An 18,420-nucleotide genomic window follows, 5' to 3' on the forward strand; every position below is an offset into this window, starting at 1 on the left:
GCCAATGCGTCGCATCCGGCGCCGGAGGACTTGGAGGAACCGTGGACAACGACGTCATCCGTCAGGCTCCGCTCTTCAGCGCGCTCGACGACGAGGCCGCAACGGCGTTGCGGTCCTCGATGACCGACCACACCCTGCGTCGTGGTGAGGTGCTGTTCCGCGAAGGTGACTCCGGCGACATGCTCTTCGTCGTGCTCGAGGGCAAGGTGAAGCTCGGGCGCACCTCCTCCGACGGTCGCGAGAACCTGTTGGCGATCCTCGGCCCCGGTCAGATGTTCGGCGAGCTGTCCCTGTTCGACCCGGGTCCGCGCTCGGCCACCGTCACCGCGGTCACCGACACCACGTTCGCGTCCCTGTCCCACGAAGACCTGCTGCGCTGGCTGGACGGGCGGCCGATGGTGGCCCGGGGCCTGCTCACCCAGCTCGCCGGCCGCCTGCGCAAGGCCAACGACGTCGTCGCGGACCTGGTCTTCTCCGACGTGCCCGGCCGGGTGGCCAAGGCACTGCTCGACCTGGCCAGCCGTTTCGGTCGCACTGCCGACGACGGGGTGCACGTCCACCACGACCTGACGCAGGAGGAGCTGGCCCAGCTCGTCGGCGCCTCCCGCGAGACCGTCAACAAGGCGCTCGCCGACTTCGCGTCGCGCGGGTGGGTGCGCCTCGAGCCCCGCTCGGTCGTCATCATGGACATCGACCGACTCACGCGCCGCGCCCGCTGACCGCTGAGTGGTGCCTCAGTCTTGGGTCGAGAGATGGGCCAACTGCGCGCGCACGGAGAGCTCGGCGGCCCCCCAGAGCACCGGGTCGACGTCCGAGTAGACATGCTCCACCACCTGGCGGGGGCTGGCCTGCGGGCCGAGCGTCTCCAGAGCTGCGGCCACCTGTTCCAGACGGGACCGCCGATGAGCGATGTAGTAGTCGAGCACTGCCAAGGCGTCGTCGATGACCGGTCCGTGCCCCGGCCAGACCGCGGTGACTTCGTGGGCCGCCGCCAGGGCGTGCAGCCGGTCCAGCGAGGACAGGTAGGCACCCAAGACACCGTCCGGATGTGCGACCACGGTGGTTCCGCGGCCGAGCACCGTGTCGCCGGTCAGCACCGCTGACTGCGACGGCACCAGGAACGACAGCGAGTCGGCAGTGTGCCCCGGCGTACCGACGACCCGGACCTCCAGCTCACCCACCGCGACCACGTCACCGTCGCCCAACCCTTCGGGGCCGAGGCGGTACGCCGGGTCGAGGGCGCGCACTCCACACCGGGCCCGTTCAGCGAACTCCCGCGCGCCCTCGGAGTGATCGAGGTGGTGGTGGGTCAGCAGGACGGCCACGACGTCGCCGGCAACCGCCGCCACGGCGTCGAGGTGGTCGTGGTCGAGCGGTCCGGGGTCGATGACCACCGAGCGCGACGACGACGGATCGCGCAGGATCCAGGTGTTGGTGCCCTCCAGCGTCATCATCCCGGGGTTGGGTGCCAGCACGCACTCGGCGATCGCGCCGAACGATCCGCCCGTCCAGGTCATAGGCCATGCACCTGGCGACCGACCTCGAGACCGAGCGCGACCAGTCGCTCGGGGATCATCAGCCGCTCCCCCTCAGCCACCGGCTCGATCATCTCGTAGGGCAGCTGGGCGGCGTGCGCCAGCGCCTCGTCGGGCGTGCGCGCGGCATAGAACTCGCAACAGGTCGCGTACGTCGGTGGCATCAACAGCATCTCGCCGGAGTCAGCAGCCTCGATGGCCTGCCGCAGGCTCATCCAGGTCACCTGGTCGGATTCGCTCGACACGTCGCGGGTCACCTGGCCGGCTGGCATCGCGGCGACGAAGAACCACGTGCGGTAGCGCCGCGGCTCGAAGACCGGCGTCAGCCATCCGCCGAGCACCGCGAGCAAGTCGGTGCGCAGGACCCATCCCCGCTCCTCGAGCAACGTCGAGAAGGCCAGCTCCCTGCTCTCGAGGGCGGCTCGTTCGGCCTCCAGGCCGGTGGTGTCGGCGAGCACCGCCTCAGCCGTGCCGGCGAGCAGGACGCCGGACTCCTCGAACGTCTCCCGGACCGCAGCGCAGACCAAGGACGCGGCCTCGTCGGCCGTGCACCCCATCCGGTCTGCCCACTCCTGCGGAGTCGGTCCGGCCCACAGCGAACTCGGCAGGTCGGCGTCCTTGGGGTCCACGCCGCCACCAGGGAAGACCGACATGCCGGCGGCGAACGCCATGGCGACATGGCGGCGTAGCAGATAGACCTCGAGCTCACCCGGCTCAGCGCTCGCACCCGGCCTCAGCAGGACGACGGTCGCGGCGTTGCGTGGCTCGACCGGAGTCTTGACGCCCGCGGCGTAGGCCTTGGCGGACTCGACCAGCGCCGGAGGCAGCATGCGGGTGGGGTCCACCCCTCAGACCTCGACGATGATCTCTACCTCGACCGGCGCATCGAGCGGCAGCACGGGTGCGCCGACGGCCGAGCGTGCGTGGATGCCGGCGTCACCGAAGGCAGCACCGAACAGGTGCGAGGCTCCGTTGGCGACCCCGGGCTGCCCGGTGAAGTCGGGCGTCGAGGCCACGAAGCAGACCACCTTGACGATCCGCTTGACCAGGTCGAGGTCACCGATCTCGGCCTTCACCGCCGCGATCGCGTTGAGCGCGCACTGCTGGGCACACTCGGTCGCCTCCTCGGCGGTGACGTCACCACCGACCTTGCCGGTGTACATCAGCGCACCCGACCGCATCGGCAGCTGGCCCGAGGTGAAGATGTGGTGCCCACTACGCACGGCCGGGATGTAGGTGGCGACCGGCTTGGCCACATCAGGCACCGTGAGGCCGAGGGCGGCGAGGCGATCTTCGACGGCGCTCATCAGGAAACCTCCCGCTTGAAGTAGCCCACCAGGTTCTCGGGATTCATGCCGGGCACGATCTGCACCAGCTCCCAGCCGTCGGAGCCGAAGTTGTCGAGGATCTGCTTGGCGGCGTGCACCAGGATCGGCGCGGTCAGGTACTCCCACTTGGTCATGGTTCGCACCCTACTAGCGAGCAGCCCACGGGCGTCAGGGGTCCTCAGCCCAGCGGTGGCTCGGTCTTCTCGCGCACTTCCTCCGGGGTCACGCCGGGTGCGCACTCGACCAGCACCAGTCCGCCTCCCTCAGAAGCGGCGGTGACGTCGATGACGGCCAGGTCGGTGATGATCCGTTGGACCACGGCCCGCCCTGTGTAGGGCAAGGAGCACTCGTTGACGATCTTGTAGGAGCCGTCTCGCGCAACGTGCTCCATCAGCACGATCACCCGCTTGGCGCCGTGGACCAGGTCCATCGCGCCGCCCATGCCCTTGACCATCTTGCCGGGGATCATCCAGTTGGCGATGTCACCGCCGGCCGAGACCTGCATCGCACCCAGGATGGCCGCATCGATCTTGCCGCCCCGGATCATCCCGAACGATGTCGCGGAGTCGAAGAACGACGCACCGCGACGCAGCGTCACGGTCTCCTTGCCGGCATTGATCAGGTCCGGGTCCTCCTCACCGTCGATCGGGTAGGCACCGACCCCGAGGATCCCGTTCTCCGACTGCAGCACCAGCTCGACGTCGTCGGGGACGTAGTTGGGCACCAACGTCGGCAGCCCGATCCCGAGGTTCACGTACGACCCGTCGCTCAGCTCCGAGGCAGCCCGAGCCGCCATCTCCTCACGCGTCCAACTCATGTCAGTTCGCTCCGTTCGTGGTCTCGACAGGCTCGACCACCGAGGGGCGAACGGTCCTCTTCTCGATCCGCTTGTCCGCGGCCTGCTCGGGTGTCAGCGCGACGACGCGCTGCACGAACACTCCCGGGGTGTGCACGTCATTGGGGTTCAGCTCCCCAGGTTCGACCAGGTGCTCGACCTCGGCGATCGTGATCCTCCCGCACATCGCGGCGAGCGGATTGAAGTTGCGCGCGGAGTCGCGGTAGACGAGGTTCCCGTGCCGGTCGCCCTTCCAAGCGCGCACGAGACCGAAGTCCGCGGTGATCGCCTCCTCGAGCACGAACTCACGAGCCACCCCGTCGACCAGGAACATCCGGGTCTCCTTGGGCGGCGAGGCGAGGATCACGGTGCCGGCGTCGTCGTACTTCCAGGGAAGTCCGCCCTCGGCGACCTGAGTGCCACCACCGGTCGCGGTGAAGAAGGCCGCGATCCCAGAGCCACCGGCGCGCATCCGCTCAGCCAGCGTGCCCTGAGGCGTGAGCTCGACCTCGAGCTCACCCGAGAGGTACTGCCGGGCGAACTCCTTGTTCTCCCCGACGTAGGAGGCGACCATGCGCCGTAGCCGCTTGGCCATCAGCAGCCGGCCCAGGCCCCAGTCGTCGACCCCGCAGTTGTTGCTCACCGCCTCCAGGTCCTCTGCTCCGCCCTGGAGGACCGCGTCGATCAGCACCGACGGGATCCCGCACAGGCCGAAGCCACCCACCGCCAACCGCGACCCTGAGGCGATGTCCGCCACCGCGTCCGCGGCGCTCGCGACCACCTTGTCCATGACAACTCCGTCCACTCAGTGGATCCTGGGCACGTCGGTCCCGTGCGCTCCGGATCTCCACCGCCGATTCAAGTTGGACGGACGGAGCGCGTCAACGCCACCGCACCGCCCCGGACGGAATCTGTCGCGTGGTGGACCTCCCCTCCGGATTGCGTCCACTGAGTGAACGCCTTACAGTCCGGGCATGGAGCCCGGCCCGCATCTGGTGAGCCGCGTCGGCGCGCTGTTGCGCAGCGTCGCGAACCACGAGCCGACCGGCACGACGACCGCAGGCGTCGCCCACGCGGCCGGACTGCCGCGCCCCACGGTGCACCGGCTGCTGACCTCGCTCCAGGCCGAGGGCCTGGTGGACCGCATCGCCTCCAGCGGGCATTGGGTGCTGGGACCTGAGCTCTTCTTCCTCGGCAACGCGGCCGCCGCCCGGTACGACGTCACCGGGTTGGCGCGGCCCTCGGTCACCCGGCTCGCGCAGGCCACCGGTGAGAGCGCGTTCTTCTCCGCGCGGCGAGGCGACGAGACGATCTGCCTGGTCCGCGAGGACGGCAGCTTCCCGATCCGCTCCTTCGTGCTCTACGAAGGTGTCCGCTTCCCGCTCGGGGTCGCCTCCGCCGGACTGGTGATCCTGGCTCACCTACCCGAGCACGAACGCGAGGCCTACCTCGCCCGGGTCGACCTCACCACCGCGTGGGGTCCTGCCCACGGGCGCCTTCCCCTGGCCGACCGCGTGCGCGCCACCAGGCGCACCGGGTACGCCGTGAACCCGGGGCTGGTCGTGGAGGGCAGTTGGGGACTGGGTGCCGCGGTCTTCGACTCGACGGGTACGCCGGCCTGGGCACTCAGCCTGACCGGGATCGAGTCGCGCTTCACCGAGGCCCGTCGCTCCGAACTGGGGACGCTGCTGCTGCGCGAGGCGCACACGTTGTCGCAACGGTTGCAGCGCGCGATCCACTGAGGCGCGCCCGGGCGTTCCCACCGGCTCAGTAGGCTCCTTGGTTGTGACTCAGTGGCGCGACATCCGCGACGACGTGAAGCTGCACATCGTCACCGGCAAGGGCGGCACCGGGAAGTCGACGGTGGCGGCCGCCCTCGCGCTGGCCCTGGCCTCGACCGGCAAGGACGTGCTCCTGTGCGAGGTCGAGGGCCGCCAGGGGATCGCGCAGCTGTTCGACGTACCGCCGTTGCCGTACGCCGAGCAGCGGATCGCCACAGGGCTGGTCGACGAGAGCGGGACCGCAGGCTCGGTGTGGGCGCTGCACATCGACCCGGAGTCCGCCCTGCTCGAGTACCTGTCCATGTACTACCGGCTGGGCCGTGCCGGCCGGGCCCTGGACCGTTTCGGGGTCATCGACTTCGCCACGACGATCGCCCCCGGCGTGCGTGACGTGCTGCTCACCGGGAAGGTCTACGAGGCCGCCAAACCCCACCGCAAGGGCAAGAACGTGCGCGACTACGACGCGATCGTGCTCGATGCACCGCCGACGGGTCGGATCGCGGCGTTCCTCAACACCAACCACGAGGTCGCCGGGCTGGCCAAGGTCGGCCCGATCAAGAATCAGGCCGACGCGGTCAACACCCTGTTCCGGTCCTCGCGCACCGCCGTGCACCTGGTGACGGTGCTCGAGGAGATGCCCGTGCAGGAGACCGCGGACGGCATCGCCGAGCTGCGCGCCGACGGACTTCCGGTGGGTGTGGTGATCGTCAACCTGGTGCGCCCGCGCGATCTGGACTCCCATGAGCTCGAGGCGGCCCTCGCCGGCAGCATCGACCGGGCCCGGACGGCGGCCGACCTGGGTGCCGCGGGGATCGAGGCGACCGACGCTCTGGTCGACGGACTGCTCACCGAGGCCCACGACCACGCCGAGCGCCGCTCCCTCGAGGACAGCCAACGGCTCCTGGTCGGCGACCTGGACGTGACCAGCTTCGAGCTCGCGCGACTGCCCTCGGGCATCGACCTCGGCGGCCTCTACGAGCTGGCCGACTCGCTGAAGTCGCAGGGGATGGTGTCGCCATGAGCCCGAAGCCCCGGGTCGGGCCGCTCGCCTCGTCGCCGGGGAAGGCACCGGAGCTCGACGTCGACGCCCTCCTGGACGATCCAGACACCCGGATCATCGTCTGCTGCGGCTCCGGCGGAGTCGGCAAGACCACCACGTCCGCGGCGTTGGCGCTCCGGGCGGCCGAGCGCGGCCGGAAGGTGGTCGTCCTCACCATCGACCCCGCTCGTCGACTGGCTCAGTCCATGGGCATCGAGAAGCTCGACAACACCCCACGTCCGGTGGTCGGGATCGCCCCGGGCTCGGGCGGCTCGCTGGACGCCATGATGCTGGACATGAAGCGCACCTTCGACGAGGTCGTCGAGAGCGGCGCCAGTCCGGAGAAGGCCCAGCAGATCTTGGAGAACCCCTTCTACATCGCGCTGTCGAGCTCCTTTGCCGGCACCCAGGAGTACATGGCGATGGAGAAGCTGGGGCAGCTGCACCGCGACGCGGAGAAGACCGGTGCCTATGACCTCATCGTGGTCGACACGCCGCCGTCGCGATCGGCGCTGGACTTCCTCGACTCACCCGAGCGGCTCTCGAGCTTCCTCGACGGGCGGTTCATCAGGATCATGTTGGCGCCGGCGCGCGGCCCGGCCAGGCTGATGACCGCCGGCCTGAGCCTCATCACCGGTGCGCTCATGAAGATCTTGGGCGCTCAGGTCCTGCGCGACCTGCAGACCTTCATCGCTGCCCTGGACACCCTCTTCGGGGGCTTTCGCGCTCGGGCGACCAAGACCTTCGAGTTGTTGCAGACCGATGGCACGGCCTTCCTCGTCGTGGCCAGCCCGGAGGCCGACGCGCTGCGCGAGGCGGCGTACTTCGTCGAGAGGCTCGACGAGGAGGACATGCCGTTGGCGGGCCTGGTGGTCAACCGGGCCAGCAGTACGCCGGCCGGCGCCCTGTCCGCCGACGAGGCGATGAGCGCGGCCACTCGGCTGCGCCGCACTGACCCGGAGTCACTGACCGCCGACCTGCTGCGACTGCACGCCGACCGCGTCCGCATGGTCGAGCGCGAGACCTACCTGCGCTCGCGGTTCACCGCGGCCCACCCGCGGGTCGCGACGGTGGTCGTGCCGGCGTTGTCCACCGACGTGCACGACCTCGACGGCCTCCGCCGGATCGGGGGCCTGCTCAGCCAGCGAGCGGAGTGAGGTTGCCGGCCTTGGCAGCCTCGAGGACCGAACGCCACGAGCCAGCGGGGCGACGACGAAGCAGCGCACGGCGCTCACGCTCCGTCATGCCACCCCAGACGCCCCACTCGATCTGGTTGTCCAGTGCCTCCGCGAGGCACTCGGTGCGCACGGGGCAGGCCCCGCACAACTGCTTGGCCTTGTTCTGCTCGGCTCCACGCACGAACAGGTGGTCAGGCTGTGCCTGACGGCAGACTGCTGACGGTGCCCAATCTTCAACCCACATAACGATTCTCCCCAGTCCCATCCGAGTTATCTCGACGAGTGCCCTCCCACAGGGACCCATTCCGATCGGGGTACAACCCCAGAAACAAAGTTAAGGTTTCAACACCCTGGTGACGACCCCCCTTCGGTTTCTTCTCCATAGTCTGTTCGGGCTATGCCGCTCTGGTCGGGAATGGGTCGAGATGTGACCCGTCCCGTACTCTGGAGCCATGTCAGTGACAGGACCTGGGTCTCCGCTGCCCAAATCCCGCGTACTTTCGCACCTCGCCGTGATGGGCGTGGTATCCGTCGTGCTCGGCATCATCGTGGCCGGCCTGGCCATCCCCTTCGCGGGGCTGCTCGGCCTCGGCGCGCGCAACGTGTCCAACGCCGTCGACGACCTGCCGTCTGAGCTGGTCGCGCAGCCCCTGGCGCAGAAGACCCGCATCCTGGACGCCAACGGCGGACTGATCGCAACCCTCTACGACGAGAACCGGATCAACGTCCCGCTCAAGGACATCTCGCGCACCATGGTCAAGGCCATCGTGTCGATCGAGGACTATCGCTTCTACAGCCACGGCGCCCTGGATGTGAAGGGCACCATCCGCGCGCTCGTGACCAACCAGGCCAGCAACGGCGACGTGGTCCAGGGTGGCTCGTCGATCACCCAGCAGATGGTCAAGCTGACGCTGCTCGCCCAGGCGGGCGACAACAAGCGGCTGCAGAAGGAGGCGACTGCCGACACCTACGAGCGCAAGCTGCGCGAGTTGCGCTACGCGATCGCCTTCGAGGACAAGTACTCCAAGGACTGGATCCTCGAGCGCTACCTCAACATCGCTTACTTCGGTGACGGCGTGTTCGGCATCCAGTCGGCGGCCCGGCACTTCTTCAGCAAGAACGCCTCCAAGCTCAACCTGCGTGAGTCGGCCATGCTGGCCGGGCTGGTGAAGAACCCCACCGGCTACGACCCCACGAACAACCCCGACGTCGCCCTCGAGCGCCGCAACGTCGTGCTGGACCGCATGGCCCAGCTCAACGTGATCACCCAGGCGAGGGCCAACCAGGTCAAGGCCCAGGCCCTGCACCTGAAGGTCACGAAGTCCAAGGTCGGCAACGGCTGCCTCAACTCGCGGGCGCCGTTCTTCTGTGACTACGTGCTGCGCTACCTGATGAAGGACAAGCAGCTCGGCAAGACCCCCGAGGCTCGCGAGAAGCTGCTCAAGACCGGCGGGCTGACGATCCACACCACCGTGAAGATGCCCTTCCAGACCGCTGCCGACAACTCGGTGGCCAAGCACGTCTTCGCCAAGGACCGCGCGATCGGCGCCCTGGCCGAGATCGAGCCCCGCACCGGCAATGTCCTCGCCATCGCCCAGTCGCGCCCGATGGGCACCCGGGTCAAGGACGGCGAGACCTTCTTGAACTACGTGGTCCCCAAGGAGTACGGCGACGCCAACGGCTTCCAGGGCGGATCGACCTTCAAGGCCTTCGTACTGGCCACGGCCATCGACCAGGGGATCTCACTGGGCACCACCCTGCAGTCCAAGCCCGAGATGACGTTCAACGAGAGCGACTACGAGGACTGCGGCAACAAGCCCTACGGCTACGGCACCTGGGTGGTGCACAACTCGACCGACAGCGGTCGGATGAACATGTACACCGGGACCCGGCTGTCGGTGAACACCTTCTTCGGTCAGCTCGAACAGATGACCGGGATCTGCCAGCCGTTCAACCTCGCAAGGGAGCTGGGTGTCCAGCTGACCCACCCGCTGCCCAACAAGGACGGGTACGGCGCCGAGCGCACGCCGTCGTTCACCCTCGGCACGGTCGACGTCAGCCCGCTGGAGATGGCCGAGGCCTACGCCACGTTCGCCGGCCGTGGACTGCACTGTGACGCCCGCCCGGTCACCGACATCCTCGACTCGAACAAGAAGATCCTGAAGAAGTACCCCGCCCGGTGCACCCAGGTGCTGCCCAGCGCAGTGGCCGATGCCGTCAACGACGTGCTGCGGGGAGTCCAGGAGGGCAACGGCTTCGGTGCTTCAGCCGGACTGGCACTCAACACCGCCTCGGCCGGCAAGACCGGCACCACCGACAGCAACCGGGCCGTCTGGTTCGTCGGCTACACGCCTGCGGTGGCCACGGCCTCGATGATCGCCGGCGCCAACGACCAGGGCCACTGGGTGCCCCTCAACGGGCAGGTGCTGGGTGGCGTCACCACCTACAGCGCCCATGGTTCCACCACGGCAGGCCCGATGTGGGGCGACGCGATGCACGCGATCCAGGACCGTATCCCGCACACCGACTTCACCCCGCCGTCCGCCACCGACGTCGCCGGCGTGCTCACGCCGGTTCCGGACGTCAGCGGCATGAGCCTCGAGCAGGCCAAGGGCGTCCTCGAAGACGCCGGGTTCACGCCTGCCGAAGGCGGCTACCGGGATTCCGGTCTGACCAAGGGACTCGTGGCCGGCACCTACCCGGCGGCCTACGCCGACTACTCGGCCGGGGACACCGTCACGATCTATCTCTCGGACGGCTCGCCCTACCGCAAGCCGCCGAAGAACAAGAATGGTGGTCCGGGGCGCGGCTGATCGCGGTCACCAGAAGGCGTCGTTGATCTGGTTCCACCACGCAGATGCCGCCGCCGGTGCCGGCACCCCACAGGAGTCGATGCCGTGGCAGACGTCTCCGGCGACTGCGCGAGAGGTGGCGCACTGGAACTGCTGCAGCGGACTCTTCCTCCTGCCCAGGGATCACGCGAGCTGTCGTCGTACCTCAGCAGCGACCAGGGACCCGTCGGCCTTGCCCTTGACCTGGGGGGAGACGACGCCCATGACCTTGCCCATGGCGCGCATGCCCTCACCTGCGGCGCCGGTCTGCGCCACCGCAGCGCTGACGATGTCGGCGATCTCGGACTCGGAGAGCTGCGCCGGCAGGTAGTCGGAGATCACGACGCCCTCGGCGCGCTCCTTGGCCGCCATCTCCGGCCGGTTGCCGTCGTCGAAGGCCACCGCAGCCTCGCGGCGCTTCTTGGCCTCGGTGGAGAGAACCCCGACGATGTCGTCGTCGGTCAGTTCGCGGTGCTCCTTGCCAGCCACCTCGGCGTTGGTGATCGCCGTCAGCAACATCCGGATCGTGGAGGAGCGCACCTCGTCACGGCCCTTGATGGCGGTGGTCAGGTCAGCACGTAGACGGTCCTTGAGAGCACTCATGGGGTCATTGTGGCAGCCTTGCGGCATGGGACTCACGGGGATTCTCCGCAGGACGGTCGCCGGCGGCGCGCTCGTCGGGGGCGCCACGCTCGGCTATGCCCTCTGGGAGGCCCAACAGTTCACCCTTCGCCACGTGTCGGTGCCGTTGCTGCCGCCCGGCCGGCCGCCGCTGCGGGCTCTGCACCTCAGCGACCTGCACTTGACCCCGACACAGGCCGGCAAGATCGCGTGGGTCCGGCGCCTGGCCGATCTCCAGCCGGACCTGGTCATCAATACCGGTGACAACCTCGCCCACGCCGACTCGGTCCCGGTCCTGCTTGACGCGCTGGGTGACCTGCTCGACGTACCCGGGGTGTTCGTCTTCGGTTCGAACGACTACTACTCCCCGATCCTGCGCAGCCCGTTGCGCTACCTTCTGCCCGACACCGGCAAGCGCTACCTCGACCAGCCCAAGTTGCCGTGGGGGGACCTGCAGAAGGGGTTCGTGGCAGCGGGGTGGCAGGACCTGACCAACACCTACGGGGAACTGTCGATCGCCGGGACCACCTTCGCGTTCGCGGGGGTTGATGACCCGCACCTCAGCTACGACGACCTGACGCTCGTGGCGGGCCCGGCCCGCACCGACGTCGACGTGCGGCTGGCGGTGGCACACGCGCCGTACCTCAGGGTGCTGGACCAGTTCGCCCACGACGGGTACGACGCGATCATCGCCGGGCACACCCACGGTGGTCAGGTCTGCCTGCCCGGGGTGGGTGCGCTGACCACCAACTGCGACCTCGACCGGAGGCGCGCGAAGGGGCTGCACCGCCATCCGGCCTCCTCCCGACCCGGTGACCCCGGATCAGCCTGGCTGCATGTCTCGGCCGGGCTCGGCACCAATCCCTACACCCCGATCCGGCTCGCCTGCCGTCCCGAAGTCACGTTGATCACGCTCACCGCACGGCCCGCCTGAACCGGGTCATCTTGCCGGGGACGCCCGATTTCAAGGCCCGAGTGCGGCTCGGGTATGCTCCAGATGCTCGCGAGCGCGGTGTCTTCGTGCTCGCGATCGGGCTGTGGCGCAGCTTGGTAGCGCGCGTCGTTCGGGACGACGAGGCCGCAGGTTCAAATCCTGTCAGCCCGACAAAAAACACCCCGGATCCACCTGGATCCGGGGTGCTCGTCGATTTCGTGCATGATTCCCCGGGCGACCGGGGAAACCCGCGGTTGTCAGCCCTTGTAGAGGCTGACAACCGCGAAGACACCCGGCCAGCCGGTGAATCATGCGGCCAGTGTGAAACGGGTCAGAGGCGAGCAGCGAGCAGTTCGGCGATCTGCACGGTGTTCAGCGCAGCGCCCTTGCGCAGGTTGTCGTTGGAGACGAAGAGCGCGAGACCCCGGTCGCCGTCGACGCCGGGGTCGGTGCGGAGCCGCCCGACGTACGACGGGTCCTGACCAGCTGCCTGCAACGGGTTCGGGATGTCGGAAAGCTCGACGCCCGGAGCGGAGGCGAGCAGCTCGGCGGCGCGAGCCGGCGTCATGGACTCGGCGAACTCGGCATTGATGGCCAGCGAGTGGCCGGTGAAGACCGGGACCCGCACACAGATGCCCGAGACGCGCAGCTCCGGGATCCCGAGGATCTTGCGGGACTCGTTGCGGAGCTTCTGCTCCTCATCGGTCTCGTTGAGCCCGTCGTCCACGATGGAACCGGCCAAGGGGACCACGTTGTAGGCGATCGTGCGCTCGTACTTCACCGGCTCGGGGAAGCTGACGGCTGCACCGTCGTAGGCGAGCTCACGCGCCTTCTCACCGGCTGCGGTGACCTGACCGAGGAGTTCGTCCACGCCTGCCACGCCGCTGCCGGAGACGGCCTGGTAGGACGAGACGATCAGCCTCACCAGTCCAGCCTCGTCATGGAGCGGCTTGAGCACCGGCATCGCCGCCATCGTGGTGCAGTTGGGGTTGGCGATGATCCCCTTCACCGCATCGCCGATGGCCTCGGGATTGACCTCGGAGACCACCAGGGGCACGTCGGGGTCCATCCGGAACGCGGAGGAGTTGTCGATCACGGTGACGCCGGCAGCCGCGAAGACCGGAGCGAGTGCCTTGGAGGTCGCCCCGCCCGCGGAGAAGATGGCGATGTCGAGACCGGCAGGGTCGGCCGTGGCGGCGTCCTCCACGACGACCTCACGATCACCGAACGGCAGCACGGTGCCGGCGGAGCGTGCGGAGGCGAAGAAGCGGATCTCATCGATCGGGAACTCCCGCTGCAACAGGATCTGTCGCACCGCGACCCCGACCTGGCCGGTTGCCCCGACGACCCCGAGGCGTACGCCGCGGCTCATCGCCCCGACCCGCCGTACACGACGGCCTCGCCCTCATCGGCGTCCAGGTCGAAAGCCGTGTGGGCAGCGGCCACCGCAGCATCCACCTGGGCCTCGTCGACGACCACGGAGATCCGGATCTCGGAGGTGGAGATCATCTCGATGTTGACCCCAGCAGCCGCGATCGCTGAGAAGAACTTCGCGCTGATGCCCGGGTGCGAGCGCATGCCGGCCCCGATCAGGGAGATCTTCCCGATCTTGTCGTCGTACATCAGCGACGCCAGCCCGATCTCGTCCTTGAGCGCGTCGAGGGCCTTCATGGCGGTGGCACCGTCCGTGCGCGGCAACGTGAAGGAGATGTCGGTCAGGCTGGTCGCGGCGGCCGAGATGTTCTGCACGATCATGTCGAGGTTGATCTGAGCGGCTGCCAGCGCCTCGAAGATCCGGGCCGCGTAGCCCACCTTGTCGGGGACCCCGACGACGGTGATCTTGGCCTCGCTCCGGTCGTGGGCGATGCCGGCGATGATGGCCTGTTCCATGGTGTCTCCCTCTGCCGGGTCCATGACCCAGGTGCCTTCCTTGTGGCTGAACGATGAGCGCACATGGATCGGAATGGTGTAGCGACGGGCGTATTCGACGCACCGCAGGTGCAGGATCTTCGCCCCGCAGGCGGCCAGCTCGAGCATCTCCTCGTAGGAGACCCGGTCCAGCTTGCGTGCGGACCGGACGATCCGCGGGTCTGCGGTGAAGACCCCGTCGACGTCGGTGTAGATCTCGCAGACGTCGGCGCCGAGTGCCGCGGCCAGGGCGACCGCGGTCGTGTCGGTGCCGCCACGGCCCAGCGTGGTGATCTCCTTGGTGTCCTGGCTGACGCCTTGGAAGCCGGCGACGATCACGATGTGCCCGTCCGCGATCGCATCGCGGATCCGGCCCGGCGTCACGTCGATGATCTTGGCCTTGCCGTGCACCGAGTCAGTGATCACGCCCGCCTGGGAGCCGGTGAACGACCGCGCGGTGAAACCGAGGTCGGAGATGGCCATCGCCACCAGTGCCATCGAGATGCGCTCGCCCGCAGTCAGCAGCATGTCGAGCTCGCGAGCCGGCGGGAGCGGGCTGACACCCTCGGCCAGCTCGAGCAGCTCGTCGGTGGAGTCACCCATCGCCGAGACCGCGACGACGACGTCGTTTCCGGCCTTCTTGGCCTCGGTGATTCGTCGGGCCACGCGCTTGATGCTGGCGGCATCGGCCAGCGATGATCCGCCGTACTTCTGCACGACAATGCCCACGGTGAAGTCCTCGGTCGATCGGTGTCGGAATGGTCGCCGCGTCGCTGGCGACCGCCGTCGATTCTAGCGGGGGACGTCAGCCTCCGAGCCCAGCATCTCAGCGGCGGCCTCGACCTGCTCGATCTCGATCTCGAACTCGGCATCGAGGCGGCTGTGGGTCACGATCGACTGCAGGGCGCGCAGTACGGCGCTCGCGTCGTTGCCCCAGGAGGAGACGTAGGAGAACTGCCACCACCACAGCGCCTCACCCACATTGCCGGCTCGGTAGTGGCGCAACCCGTTGGCCACCTCGCTGGCGATGCTGGTGAGGTCGTCGGAGAGCTGGGCGGTGACGAGCTCGGCGTCGTACGGATCGAAGTTGTAGCTGTAGGTGTCGACCGGGTCGAGCATGCGCGCCAGCCGCAACCGCATGGCATCGAGGTCGGGGTCAGGACCCACGTCGGGCTGGAACTCCAGCTCCGGCGTGAAGTCGGACTGCGCACCGAGACGGGCGCCGGCCAGCAGGATCTGGCTCACCTCGAGCAGGAGCAGCGAGATGGCACGGCTGCCGTCCTCGTCACGAGAGATGGCTTGGACGGCGACCAGGAAGCTCTCCACCTGATCAGCGATCTGCTGCGCGAAATACTCGGTCTCGCTGTCCATCTGTGGCGTGATGTCAGTCATCAGCCGATCGCCTCCCAGCGAATGCCCGTCCCAGGGTGACCTCGTCGGCATACTCGAGGTCACCGCCTACTGGTAGTCCACTCGCCAGACGCGTCACGCGCAACCCCAACGGCCGCAACATTCGCGTGAGGTACGTCGCTGTCGCCTCCCCCTCCAAGTTGGGGTCGGTGGCCAGGATGACCTCGGTGACGGCTCCATCGGCCAGCCGGATCATGAGTTCGCGGATGCGCAGCTGCTCCGGACCGATCCCGTCGATCGGCGAGATGGCCCCGCCGAGGACGTGGTAGCGGCCCCGGAACTCGCGCGTGCGCTCGATGGCGACGACGTCCTTGTACTCCTCGACCACGCACAGCAGCGAGGGATCGCGTCGCGGGTCGCGACAGATCCGGCACTGGTCGTCCTCGGAGACGTTGAAGCAGATGGAGCAGAACTTCACCTTCGCCTTGACCTCGATGAGTACGTCGGCGAGGCGACGGACGTCGACGGGGTCGGCCTGGAGCAGGTGGAAGGCGAGGCGCTGGGCGCTCTTGGGTCCGACCCCGGGAAGTCGTCCGAGCTCGTCGATCAGGTCCTGAACAATGCCTTCATACAAGCGAACTCAGCCTCCGAAGCCACCGGCGAGCGGCCCGAGCCGGGCGCTGGCCATGGCATCGGCGGAGGCCTTGGCGTCGCGGTAGGCAGCCACGATCATGTCGCCGAGGTCAGCCAGCTGGTCGGCGTCGCTTCCGTCGAACTCCCCCACCTTGAGGTTGACCGCGAGGAGCTCGCCCACACCGTTCACGGTCACGCTGACGGCCCCGCCGGCGACGGTGCCCTCGACGGGTGTCTCGGCGAGCTCGGCCTGCGCCTGCTGAAGGTCGCTCTGCATCTGCTGGGCCTGCTGCAGCAGCGCATTCATGTCGAACCCGCCTTCACCGCCGCCCATCAGCCCACCAAAGGGGTTCTCGGTCATGGGGTGATGCCTCTCAGTCGTGGGGGATCTCTTCGATGACTTGGGCGCCGAGGTGGCGCTGGAGCAATTCTGCGCCTGCCAGTCCCGAGTCCTCGACATCTGGGTCGTCACGGTGCGCGTCGGCGTCAGCGAGCCGGGGATCGGGACGTGGAGCGTCCGCACCGCGCGGTTGCCCGATCGCCTCGCGAGCCTTGGCGATGGCCTCCGGGCTCGCCTTCGACGAGGCCTGCTCCTCGACGGCGCGAACCTCGGCCTCCGGCTCGTCGGGCACCGCCCAGGCGGGTGGGCCGTCGGGGTCATCGGGTGCCTGGTGCGGTGGCTCCCGAGGCGGGTCGGCCGGTCGTGCGGCCGGACCGGTCTGGATCGACTCAGCCGGGGGGCGGGGGCTCGGGGTCCCCGGAGCTCCCGGTGGCGTGGCGGACGGATCGACGATGGCGTCGATCTTCCAGTCCTTGCCGACCACGTCGATCGCGGCCTGCCGGACGATCTCGAGACTGCCGCCGTTGGCGAAGGAGTCACGCGCACCGGCGTTGCCGAAGCCGAGCGTCAGGGACGCGTCGTCGACCGCGACCACCTGCGCATGTTGGGTCAGGTGGATCCAGGTGACCCTTCGGCGCAGCTTCGTGGCCTCCACGATGTCGGGCCACAGGCGGCGGACGTCGACGAGCGAGAGGCTCGAGGCGACCGGCGCCGGAGGCGCCACCGCCGGCGAGGGTGCCGGAGCCGGAGGTGGCTCGGGGGCAGCTGCGGGCGCGGTGAGACCCGCGACCGATCCGGGATCCGACGCGTCCGGAGCCGGGGCCGGCGTCGGGGGCGGGGTCTGGGCCGGGGCGGAAGTCGGCACCTGCCGCGGTGGGGCGGACCCCGCAGCGGCGCCCCCCACGGGAGCGTGCTGGGGGGCAGCGGATACGGAGCCCTCGACGGACATGCGTCGCTCGAGCCGGTCGAGTCGAGCCATCAGACCATCGGTCGAGTCGTCGGCGCCGGGCAGCAGGACCCGGGCACAGATCAGCTCGAGCAGGAGCCGTGGAGCTGTCGCGCCGCGCATCTCGGTCAGCCCAGCCGCGACCAGGTCGGCTGCGCGGCTGAGCTCGACGCCTCCGAAGCGGGCGGCCTGGGCGACCAGGCGGTCACCCTGGTCCTCGGAACAGTCGATCAGACCGGTCGCTGGGGCATCCGGGACGGCGGCGACGATCACCAGGTCGCGCAGGCGACGCAGGAGATCCTCGGTGAAGCGGCGGGGGTCCTGGCCGGTCTCGATCACCTTGTCGACCACTCCGAACACAGCCCCACCGTCGGACGCGGCGAAGGCATCGACGACCTCGTCCAGCAAGGAGTCAGGGGTGTAGCCGAGCAGTCCCGTGGCCAGGATGTGGGTCACCCCCTCCGGCCCGGCGCCGCCGAGGAGCTGGTCCAGCACCGAGAGCGTGTCTCGCGCGGATCCAGCACCCGCGCGGACCACCAGGGGCAGCGCCGCCGGCTCGATGGACACCCCTTCCTGCTCGCACAACTCACTGAGGTAGGCCGACAGGAGCCGGGGCGGAATGAGCCGGAACGGGTAGTGGTGGGTGCGCGATCGGATGGTCGGCAGCACCTTCTCGGGCTCAGTCGTGGCGAAGATGAATCGCAGGTGTGGCGGTGGCTCCTCGACGAGCTTCAGCAGGGCGTTGAAGCCCTGGGTGGAGACCATGTGGGCCTCGTCGATGATGTAGACCTTGTAGCGGCTCTTGACCGGAGAGAAGAAGGCCTTCTCACGCAGGTCGCGGGCGTCGTCGACCCCGCCGTGCGAGGCCGCGTCGATCTCGATGACGTCGATGGAGCCGGGACCGCCGCGGGCGAGGTCCTGGCAGGACTCGCACTCCCCACAGGGGTCCGCCACGGGCGCACGCTCGCAGTTGAGGGCACGGGCGAGGATGCGCGCCGACGTGGTCTTGCCGCAGCCACGCGGGCCGGAGAACAGATAGGCATGGTTGACCCGGTTGTTGGCCAGCGCTGCCCGCAGCGGCTCGGTGACGTGATCCTGGCCGATGACCTCGGCAAAGGTCTCGGGCCGGTAGCGGCGATACAACGCGAGGGGGGCATCCAC

20 protein-coding genes and 1 tRNA gene are annotated in these 18,420 nt (G+C 68.8%); 7 read left to right on the forward strand and 14 right to left on the reverse strand.

The genetic code is table 11. The annotated features are described in order from the left end of the window. The first annotated feature begins 41 nt into the window (after window positions 1–41). Window positions 42–719 (forward strand): Crp/Fnr family transcriptional regulator, encoded by a 678-nt coding sequence (locus AB7I40_RS06155; protein WP_428344165.1) that lies wholly within the window; start codon window positions 42–44, stop codon window positions 717–719. A gap of 15 nt (window positions 720–734) precedes the next feature. On the opposite strand, the gene AB7I40_RS06160 is transcribed toward AB7I40_RS06155, so the two are convergent. Genes AB7I40_RS06160 through AB7I40_RS06185 form a run of 6 tightly spaced genes read right to left on the reverse strand, consistent with a single transcriptional unit; the run spans window position 735 to window position 4,488 of the window. Continuing rightward, a complete protein-coding gene (locus AB7I40_RS06160; protein WP_428344166.1) occupies window positions 735–1,517 on the reverse strand; it encodes an MBL fold metallo-hydrolase in 783 nt (260 codons plus the stop codon). Further along, window positions 1,514–2,380 carry an NUDIX hydrolase gene (locus tag AB7I40_RS06165; RefSeq protein WP_428344167.1) on the reverse strand — a complete coding sequence of 289 codons (867 nt, stop codon included), beginning with the start codon at window positions 2,378–2,380 and terminating at the stop codon, window positions 1,514–1,516. Before AB7I40_RS06165 ends, AB7I40_RS06160 begins: the two co-directional genes overlap by 4 nt. A gap of 3 nt (window positions 2,381–2,383) precedes the next feature. Next, window positions 2,384–2,842: a RidA family protein gene (locus tag AB7I40_RS06170; protein ID WP_428344168.1), complete on the reverse strand. Its 459-nt coding sequence runs from the start codon at window positions 2,840–2,842 to the stop codon at window positions 2,384–2,386. Continuing rightward, window positions 2,842–2,997 (reverse strand): DUF4177 domain-containing protein, encoded by a 156-nt coding sequence (locus AB7I40_RS06175; protein WP_428344169.1) that lies wholly within the window; start codon window positions 2,995–2,997, stop codon window positions 2,842–2,844. The genes AB7I40_RS06170 and AB7I40_RS06175 overlap by 1 nt, the downstream gene beginning before the upstream one ends. Window positions 2,998–3,041: 44 nt before the next feature. Then, window positions 3,042–3,680 carry a CoA transferase subunit B gene (locus tag AB7I40_RS06180; RefSeq protein WP_428344170.1) on the reverse strand — a complete coding sequence of 213 codons (639 nt, stop codon included), beginning with the start codon at window positions 3,678–3,680 and terminating at the stop codon, window positions 3,042–3,044. Window position 3,681: 1 nt separating this feature from the next. Continuing rightward, the gene (locus AB7I40_RS06185; RefSeq protein ID WP_428344299.1) at window positions 3,682–4,488 is read right to left on the reverse strand and encodes a CoA transferase subunit A; all 807 of its coding nucleotides are present in this window, start codon (window positions 4,486–4,488) and stop codon (window positions 3,682–3,684) included. A 184-nt stretch (window positions 4,489–4,672) separates the two neighbouring features. Here AB7I40_RS06185 and AB7I40_RS06190 point away from each other — a divergent pair, with 184 nt between their 5' ends. The 3 genes from AB7I40_RS06190 to AB7I40_RS06200 are packed head-to-tail and all read left to right on the forward strand — an operon-like array spanning window position 4,673 to window position 7,675. After that, window positions 4,673–5,440, forward strand: a complete 768-nt coding sequence (locus AB7I40_RS06190) for an IclR family transcriptional regulator (protein WP_428344171.1) — start codon at window positions 4,673–4,675, stop codon at window positions 5,438–5,440. Window positions 5,441–5,483: 43 nt separating this feature from the next. Continuing rightward, window positions 5,484–6,500, forward strand: a complete 1,017-nt coding sequence (locus AB7I40_RS06195) for an ArsA-related P-loop ATPase (RefSeq protein WP_428344172.1) — start codon at window positions 5,484–5,486, stop codon at window positions 6,498–6,500. Then, window positions 6,497–7,675 (forward strand): ArsA family ATPase, encoded by a 1,179-nt coding sequence (locus AB7I40_RS06200; RefSeq protein ID WP_428344173.1) that lies wholly within the window; start codon window positions 6,497–6,499, stop codon window positions 7,673–7,675. Before AB7I40_RS06195 ends, AB7I40_RS06200 begins: the two co-directional genes overlap by 4 nt. On the opposite strand, the gene AB7I40_RS06205 is transcribed toward AB7I40_RS06200, so the two are convergent. Continuing rightward, window positions 7,656–7,940, reverse strand: coding sequence for a WhiB family transcriptional regulator (locus AB7I40_RS06205; RefSeq protein WP_428344174.1), 285 nt, complete (start codon window positions 7,938–7,940; stop codon window positions 7,656–7,658). The genes AB7I40_RS06200 and AB7I40_RS06205 overlap by 20 nt on opposite strands. Window positions 7,941–8,211: 271 nt before the next feature. Here AB7I40_RS06205 and AB7I40_RS06210 point away from each other — a divergent pair, with 271 nt between their 5' ends. Further along, window positions 8,212–10,509, forward strand: coding sequence for a transglycosylase domain-containing protein (locus AB7I40_RS06210; RefSeq protein ID WP_428344175.1), 2,298 nt, complete (start codon window positions 8,212–8,214; stop codon window positions 10,507–10,509). A 162-nt stretch (window positions 10,510–10,671) separates the two neighbouring features. On the opposite strand, the gene AB7I40_RS06215 is transcribed toward AB7I40_RS06210, so the two are convergent. Further along, window positions 10,672–11,130: a GatB/YqeY domain-containing protein gene (locus tag AB7I40_RS06215; protein WP_428344176.1), complete on the reverse strand. Its 459-nt coding sequence runs from the start codon at window positions 11,128–11,130 to the stop codon at window positions 10,672–10,674. A 25-nt stretch (window positions 11,131–11,155) separates the two neighbouring features. Between AB7I40_RS06215 and AB7I40_RS06220 the strand changes: the two genes are divergently transcribed. Further along, complete coding sequence (locus AB7I40_RS06220; RefSeq protein ID WP_428344177.1) at window positions 11,156–12,082, forward strand: metallophosphoesterase; 927 nt, start codon at window positions 11,156–11,158, stop codon at window positions 12,080–12,082. Between the two features lie 97 nt (window positions 12,083–12,179). Beyond that, window positions 12,180–12,253, forward strand: a tRNA-Pro gene (locus tag AB7I40_RS06225). Between the two features lie 160 nt (window positions 12,254–12,413). Here AB7I40_RS06225 and AB7I40_RS06230 read toward each other — a convergent pair. From AB7I40_RS06230 to AB7I40_RS06255, 6 genes are all read right to left on the reverse strand, one after another. After that, window positions 12,414–13,454 (reverse strand): aspartate-semialdehyde dehydrogenase, encoded by a 1,041-nt coding sequence (locus tag AB7I40_RS06230; protein ID WP_428344178.1) that lies wholly within the window; start codon window positions 13,452–13,454, stop codon window positions 12,414–12,416. Beyond that, window positions 13,451–14,719 (reverse strand): aspartate kinase, encoded by a 1,269-nt coding sequence (locus tag AB7I40_RS06235; RefSeq protein WP_428344179.1) that lies wholly within the window; start codon window positions 14,717–14,719, stop codon window positions 13,451–13,453. Before AB7I40_RS06235 ends, AB7I40_RS06230 begins: the two co-directional genes overlap by 4 nt. Before the next feature lie 63 nt (window positions 14,720–14,782). Next, entirely contained in the window at window positions 14,783–15,382 is a 600-nt protein-coding gene (locus tag AB7I40_RS06240; RefSeq protein WP_428344180.1) for a DUF5063 domain-containing protein, read from the reverse strand. Continuing rightward, window positions 15,375–15,974: a recombination mediator RecR gene (gene recR / locus AB7I40_RS06245; RefSeq protein ID WP_428344181.1), complete on the reverse strand. Its 600-nt coding sequence runs from the start codon at window positions 15,972–15,974 to the stop codon at window positions 15,375–15,377. Before recR ends, AB7I40_RS06240 begins: the two co-directional genes overlap by 8 nt. A gap of 6 nt (window positions 15,975–15,980) precedes the next feature. Further along, window positions 15,981–16,334, reverse strand: a complete 354-nt coding sequence (locus AB7I40_RS06250) for a YbaB/EbfC family nucleoid-associated protein (RefSeq protein ID WP_428344182.1) — start codon at window positions 16,332–16,334, stop codon at window positions 15,981–15,983. A gap of 13 nt (window positions 16,335–16,347) precedes the next feature. Then, window positions 16,348–18,420, reverse strand: a complete 2,073-nt coding sequence (locus AB7I40_RS06255) for a DNA polymerase III subunit gamma and tau (RefSeq protein ID WP_428344183.1) — start codon at window positions 18,418–18,420, stop codon at window positions 16,348–16,350.

This window comes from Nocardioides sp., assembly GCF_050246775.1.
In the GTDB taxonomy this organism is placed as follows: domain Bacteria; phylum Actinomycetota; class Actinomycetes; order Propionibacteriales; family Nocardioidaceae; genus Nocardioides.

Coding starts and splice junctions, on each gene's coding strand:
- AB7I40_RS06160 (WP_428344166.1), bottom strand. CDS start 1,517: ATGACCTGGACGGGCGGATCGTTCGGCGCGATCGCCGAGTGCGTGCTG.
- AB7I40_RS06170 (WP_428344168.1), bottom strand. CDS start 2,842: ATGAGCGCCGTCGAAGATCGCCTCGCCGCCCTCGGCCTCACGGTGCCT.
- AB7I40_RS06175 (WP_428344169.1), bottom strand. CDS start 2,997: ATGACCAAGTGGGAGTACCTGACCGCGCCGATCCTGGTGCACGCCGCC.
- AB7I40_RS06180 (WP_428344170.1), bottom strand. CDS start 3,680: ATGAGTTGGACGCGTGAGGAGATGGCGGCTCGGGCTGCCTCGGAGCTG.
- AB7I40_RS06185 (WP_428344299.1), bottom strand. CDS start 4,488: ATGGACAAGGTGGTCGCGAGCGCCGCGGACGCGGTGGCGGACATCGCC.
- AB7I40_RS06190 (WP_428344171.1), top strand. CDS start 4,673: ATGGAGCCCGGCCCGCATCTGGTGAGCCGCGTCGGCGCGCTGTTGCGC.
- AB7I40_RS06200 (WP_428344173.1), top strand. CDS start 6,497: ATGAGCCCGAAGCCCCGGGTCGGGCCGCTCGCCTCGTCGCCGGGGAAG.
- AB7I40_RS06205 (WP_428344174.1), bottom strand. CDS start 7,940: ATGTGGGTTGAAGATTGGGCACCGTCAGCAGTCTGCCGTCAGGCACAG.
- AB7I40_RS06210 (WP_428344175.1), top strand. CDS start 8,212: ATGGGCGTGGTATCCGTCGTGCTCGGCATCATCGTGGCCGGCCTGGCC.
- AB7I40_RS06215 (WP_428344176.1), bottom strand. CDS start 11,130: ATGAGTGCTCTCAAGGACCGTCTACGTGCTGACCTGACCACCGCCATC.
- AB7I40_RS06220 (WP_428344177.1), top strand. CDS start 11,156: ATGGGACTCACGGGGATTCTCCGCAGGACGGTCGCCGGCGGCGCGCTC.
- AB7I40_RS06230 (WP_428344178.1), bottom strand. CDS start 13,454: ATGAGCCGCGGCGTACGCCTCGGGGTCGTCGGGGCAACCGGCCAGGTC.
- AB7I40_RS06240 (WP_428344180.1), bottom strand. CDS start 15,382: ATGACTGACATCACGCCACAGATGGACAGCGAGACCGAGTATTTCGCG.
- AB7I40_RS06250 (WP_428344182.1), bottom strand. CDS start 16,334: ATGACCGAGAACCCCTTTGGTGGGCTGATGGGCGGCGGTGAAGGCGGG.